The 4,604-nt window shown below is 57.5% G+C and carries 4 protein-coding genes; all 4 read right to left on the reverse strand.

Going from position 1 to position 4,604, the window contains the following annotated elements:
• Nucleotides 1-138 precede the first annotated feature (138 nt).
• Complete coding sequence (locus MM194_RS21690) at nucleotides 139-1,452, reverse strand: capsular biosynthesis protein (protein WP_241344950.1); 1,314 nt, start codon at nucleotides 1,450-1,452, stop codon at nucleotides 139-141.
• Between the two features lie 7 nt (nucleotides 1,453-1,459).
• On the reverse strand, nucleotides 1,460-3,493 hold the full coding sequence (locus MM194_RS21695; RefSeq protein ID WP_241344951.1) for a capsular polysaccharide biosynthesis protein: 2,034 nt from the start codon (nucleotides 3,491-3,493) through the stop codon (nucleotides 1,460-1,462).
• 105 nt (nucleotides 3,494-3,598) lie between these two features.
• Entirely contained in the window at nucleotides 3,599-4,150 is a 552-nt protein-coding gene (rfbC, locus tag MM194_RS21700) for a dTDP-4-dehydrorhamnose 3,5-epimerase (protein WP_241344952.1), read from the reverse strand.
• 62 nt (nucleotides 4,151-4,212) lie between these two features.
• Nucleotides 4,213-4,604, reverse strand: a 392-nt coding sequence (locus MM194_RS21705) for a sugar phosphate nucleotidyltransferase (protein WP_277605185.1), incomplete at its 5' end; no start/stop codon positions are given.

A 4,604-nucleotide genomic window follows, 5' to 3' on the forward strand; every position in this document is an offset into this window, starting at 1 on the left:
TGGATATTTACAACCTGGAGCGACCGCATCATGCGTTGAAATACAGAACCCCCGATGCGGTACATCGGGGGGTTCTGAGTCACGTGAAGCTAGACGAAAATGTGTAAACCTATTTCAGGACTAGACAGTAGAAATGGCTTACAGCATGACCATCGGTGTCAATATCTCTTCGGCCATCAAGCCGACGGCACTTAGCACGCCGAGTATCCCGATGAGGTGGGAAGAGGCCCGCGAGCGCTTGCCCTGTCTGGCGGGCAGGGTCTGCTCGCTGTGCTGATGGATCTTCTGCACCACCGCCATGGCGCTGACATCCAGATGACTGTAGAAGCTGGCATTGAGCTGGGTCAGATGGAGCAATGATTGACGCATCAGCTCGAAGGTCTTGTGGCAAATCGGATTCTGCTTGTGCCAGAACGCCTCAAGGGTACCACGGGTGGTGAGACCCGGAATATCATACAGGGCGCGCCCCATGCAGAAGGTCGGCACATCGTGCAGCAGTGCGGAGAGACCGACAGTGCTGTTGATGGTGATGACCCCCTTGAGCAGCGGATAGAGGGTGGGCAGCGGCAATTCATAGCCATAGAACACCCGTCCTTCCAGCCCGAGCAGCGCCACCAGGCGGTTTATCTGGGACTGATAGCTGACAAACCCCCGGTCCATGGGATGGTGCTTGAACAGCAAGACATCCTCGCTGCGGGCGCGCTCGGCAAAGGAGCTCATCACCTGGGCCACCATCCCTTCCACTCCGCTCAAATCCGAGTGCTCCCGGATCTGGAAGTCTTCGGTAACCTGCAGTGGTACGAAGAAAATGTGGCCCTTGTGTTGGGGCAGCGCCTTGAGCAGGCTGCGATCGGTCCACTTGTGCCACCACTTCATCACGCCGCCAGCCACCCAGCCTCTGGCCTCCTGATAGAGACTCCAGGGCCTGTGGTTGACAAAATGGGGGTAGCGCCAGCGCAGCAGGCTCTTGTTGATGTGATAGCGACTGGCATACCAGGCCCGGCGGGCAAAGGTCTTGCCCACTTTCAGTGGCGTCTCGTAAGGCGCTGGCCAACGCATGTCGGCCAACTTGTCTCGTTGGGCATAGAGCGGGCTGAAGGCATTGACGCCTCCTTGTTCCAGGGTCACATAGTCGGGGCGCAGGTAGCCCTCTTCCATTGCCCAGACAGCTATCTTTTTCTGCTTGCAGATGCGGATGGCCTGCTGGTGGTAGTAGCGGCAATCGCCGTAGCAGATCAGGCTGTCGATGCCATGGTGTTTGATAAAGCGGCGAAAGAAGGTGTTCCAGGTGTCCGGCTTGCCGGTAAAGCGTTCGTGATGGCCCACACAGCGCCAGCACTCATCCCCCCCATTGAAGTGGATCTTGTAGACCTCGTGGCCCGCATCGCTCAGGGTCTGGCTCAGGGTCTGAAAGAAGGGGCCCAGCGGTCCTTGCAACAACAAAATCTTCATGTACGGCTTATCTCATGAACGGGGGGAGGGAGGGGCGTTGCAACAGCGTCTGTGTCAGATAGCTCAGCTTGATCTGCCAGCGCTGCCACCGGCTCGATTTTTGGGGCGACGACAGCCCTTGCGCCGCCAGCTGACGGATCAGCTGTTCCGGGCTAATCCAGAGGCCGGTCTGCCAATCGATATAGAGTGGATAGGCGACCAGCGTCAGGTAGACCAGCGCAGCCAGGGGCAGACTGCGTTGGCGGCGAGCAGGGGGATGGGCGTCGGTGGTCAGCCCCCAGCCGCTGTAGAAGGGCTGGCCCCAGGTCGTGACCTTGACCCCCTGCACCAGCGCCTCGAAGCCGCTGAGGGACGTCATGGTATGCAGCTCATCCACATGGGGATAGAGACTGGTGAGGCCGATATCCAGCACCTGGCTGTCGACACATTCCGCCAGACACTCAGCCGAAATGGCGCCAGCCCTGTTACCAGCGACCACATCCGGGTGTGGCTTGAATAAAATATGTGCCTCAGGCTTGGCGGCGCGCACGGCCCAGAGCAGTTGCTCATTGCTGCGAATGATAGGGCTGCCGGTCAGGATGGAGGCATCGCCATCCACCTGGCCGACCACCAACACCAGCGGGCGACCGTCTGTGGGGGGACTGTAGTGCTGTGGCTCGCCGACATTGTATTTACTCACCCTGTGCTGCTGGAGCAGTTCGATCAGCGCCTCCCCCCGGTTAACGTCCTGCTCGGTCAGTTGCCGATAGTTGAGCAGCTGTTCGAGCCCGCTGGCTGTGCGGCTGTCGAAATAGATACCCACAGGGTCAAGCGACAGGGAAGAGGGGCGACACAGGTTGGAACCGAGCCCGCGGGAGCGGATAAAACCATCTTCCACCCGGATAGCCGAGGTGAGGTCGGGATAGCGGCTCCCCCAGACCAGGACCTGCTCGTCACCAGTCAGCCGCTTGGGCGGCGTGCTCACGAAGTGCAACTCATCGGCCAGGTGGTGGCAGAATGCCTGCATAAAGGCGCGCTTCCACAGGGAGAAACCCACCAGATAGAGTCGGCGCCAGCGCGGAGCCGGCTTCTGCTGGCGGGCGATGATGGCCAGCACTTCTTCCACCTCGCAACGCTGGCCCAGCACGGGATCCAGATAACGTGGATAGAGGATCAGGGCCGCCGCGACCAGCTGGGCCAGTGGCACAGGGATGCTGCGTCGCTCGCATTGCTTGCTGTCACTGGTCAATCCCCAACCGGCGTAAAACGGCATGCCGAAGCAATGGACCGGCTTGCCGAGCAGCAAGGCTTCAAAGCCCAGCTGGGATGAGACGGTATAGACGGCGTCCACCAGGTTAAGCAACGCATGGGGATGGCAATGATCGGCGACCACCTCCACATCGTCCAACTGCAGCCGAGCCAGTACGCCGCTCTTCTTGCCAAAACGGGTGTCGGGATGGGTGCGCAGTAACAGGCGAGCATTGGGGTGGTTGCGACGCGCCGTCTCCACCATGGTCACAAAGTCCGCCTCACTGGCTAGCGCCCCCGGAATGGAGAGATCACCGGCCACCTGATCCACCAGCAACACCCTGGATCTGGCGTCTTGCAGCAGACGCTGGGCCAGGGTTGCTGACAAGCCACTGGTATCCGCGCCGCGAGCCGATGGCCGGTCTGAAGCATGGACAGATTGATGGACTGGGGGCGTGGCATAGCAGTTGTACTTGGTCACTCCGAGGCGCACTAGCTCACGGATGAGGCGTTCGGCCCGATCCAGCAGGGCGTCATCCACAGGAGTGGCAATCAACTGTTCAAGCTGGCTGGGCTGGCGCGCATCGTAATAGATGCCGACAGGGTCGGCGATAAGCGACACCGCCTTGCCTCCCCGGGCGGGATGGCCGATATAACCGATAAAACCATCTTCCAGCTGCCAATAGGGCAGACCCAGCTCTTGCGCCTTTTGTTTAATCTGACGGGTATTGGCCTTCTGGCCCCAGCCCACCAGCACGTCATCTTTCGCAAACACCATGTTCGCTTTGAATGGATGTAATTGGCTGCCAAGCATAGGTTCAATATTCGCTTTTCTGGCCAGGATGCCTTTTGAACCTGTATATAATGTCATTTTTGCTCTGCGCTAGAAAACTCCCCGTATCAGTACGGGGAGTGTGGGTCAGATGAAGTGATCTGCTTCGAGTAATGACTTGGCTGTACTGTCTTTCGCGGACGTCATGATATCACAGTCAAGCTCAGGCCATTCGATGGCAATGGTTTCATCATTCCACTTAATACCGCGGTCACTGCTGGGGGCATAATAATTGGTCGTTTTGTATAAGAACTCTGCTGTTTCACTCAAGGTTACAAATCCATGGGCAAATCCTTCCGGGATCCACAACTGCCGTTTGTTCTCACCTGACAGATGCACTCCAACCCATTGCCCGAAGGTCGGTGAGCTTTTTCGGATATCTACCGCCACATCAAACACTTCACCTGCTACACAACGTACCAGCTTGCCCTGGGCATGGGGCGGCAACTGATAGTGCAAGCCGCGCAGCACCCCTTGCGAAGATTTGGAGTGATTATCCTGCACAAAAATCACCGGATATCCTACCGCCTCTTCAAACAACTTGTGGTTGAAACTCTCAAAGAAAAAGCCACGCTCATCACCAAATACCTTTGGCTCAAAAATAAGCACGTCAGGGATTGCTGTCTTGATTACATTCATCTGTCTATCCACATTTAATTCAATCTTTATGGGGGGAGCATATTTCCTCCCCCCATATCACATCAGGCTTTGGCAACCATTCTTAACAAATATTGTCCATACGCATTCTTTGCCAGCGGCGCGGCAAGTTCACGGACCTGGTCGGCATTGATAAACTTCTGGCGATAAGCGATCTCTTCCGGACAGGCCACTTTCAACCCTTGGCGGGTCTCGATGGTTTGAATAAAGTTGCTCGCCTCAATCAGGCTTTCATGGGTGCCGGTATCCAGCCAGGCATAGCCACGGCCCATCATGGCTACCGACAGGTTGCCCTGCTCAAGGTAGATGCGGTTGACGTCGGTGATCTCCAGCTCACCACGAGGTGACGGCTTCAGGCTCTTGGCAATTTCGACCACGCTGTTGTCATAGAAGTAGAGCCCCGTCACCGCATAATTGCTTTTGGGCTCCAGCGGCT

The sequence above is a fragment of the Aeromonas sp. MR16 genome, from assembly GCF_022549315.1.
GTDB lineage: Bacteria > Pseudomonadota > Gammaproteobacteria > Enterobacterales > Aeromonadaceae > Aeromonas > Aeromonas aquatica.

Bases quoted from the DNA above. Each gene is read 5' to 3' on its own strand.
- MM194_RS21690 (WP_241344950.1), bottom strand. From the start codon at position 1,452: ATGAAGATTTTGTTGTTGCAAGGACCGCTGGGCCCCTTCTTTCAGACC.
- MM194_RS21695 (WP_241344951.1), bottom strand. From the start codon at position 3,493: ATGCTTGGCAGCCAATTACATCCATTCAAAGCGAACATGGTGTTTGCG.
- rfbC (WP_241344952.1), bottom strand. From the start codon at position 4,150: ATGAATGTAATCAAGACAGCAATCCCTGACGTGCTTATTTTTGAGCCA.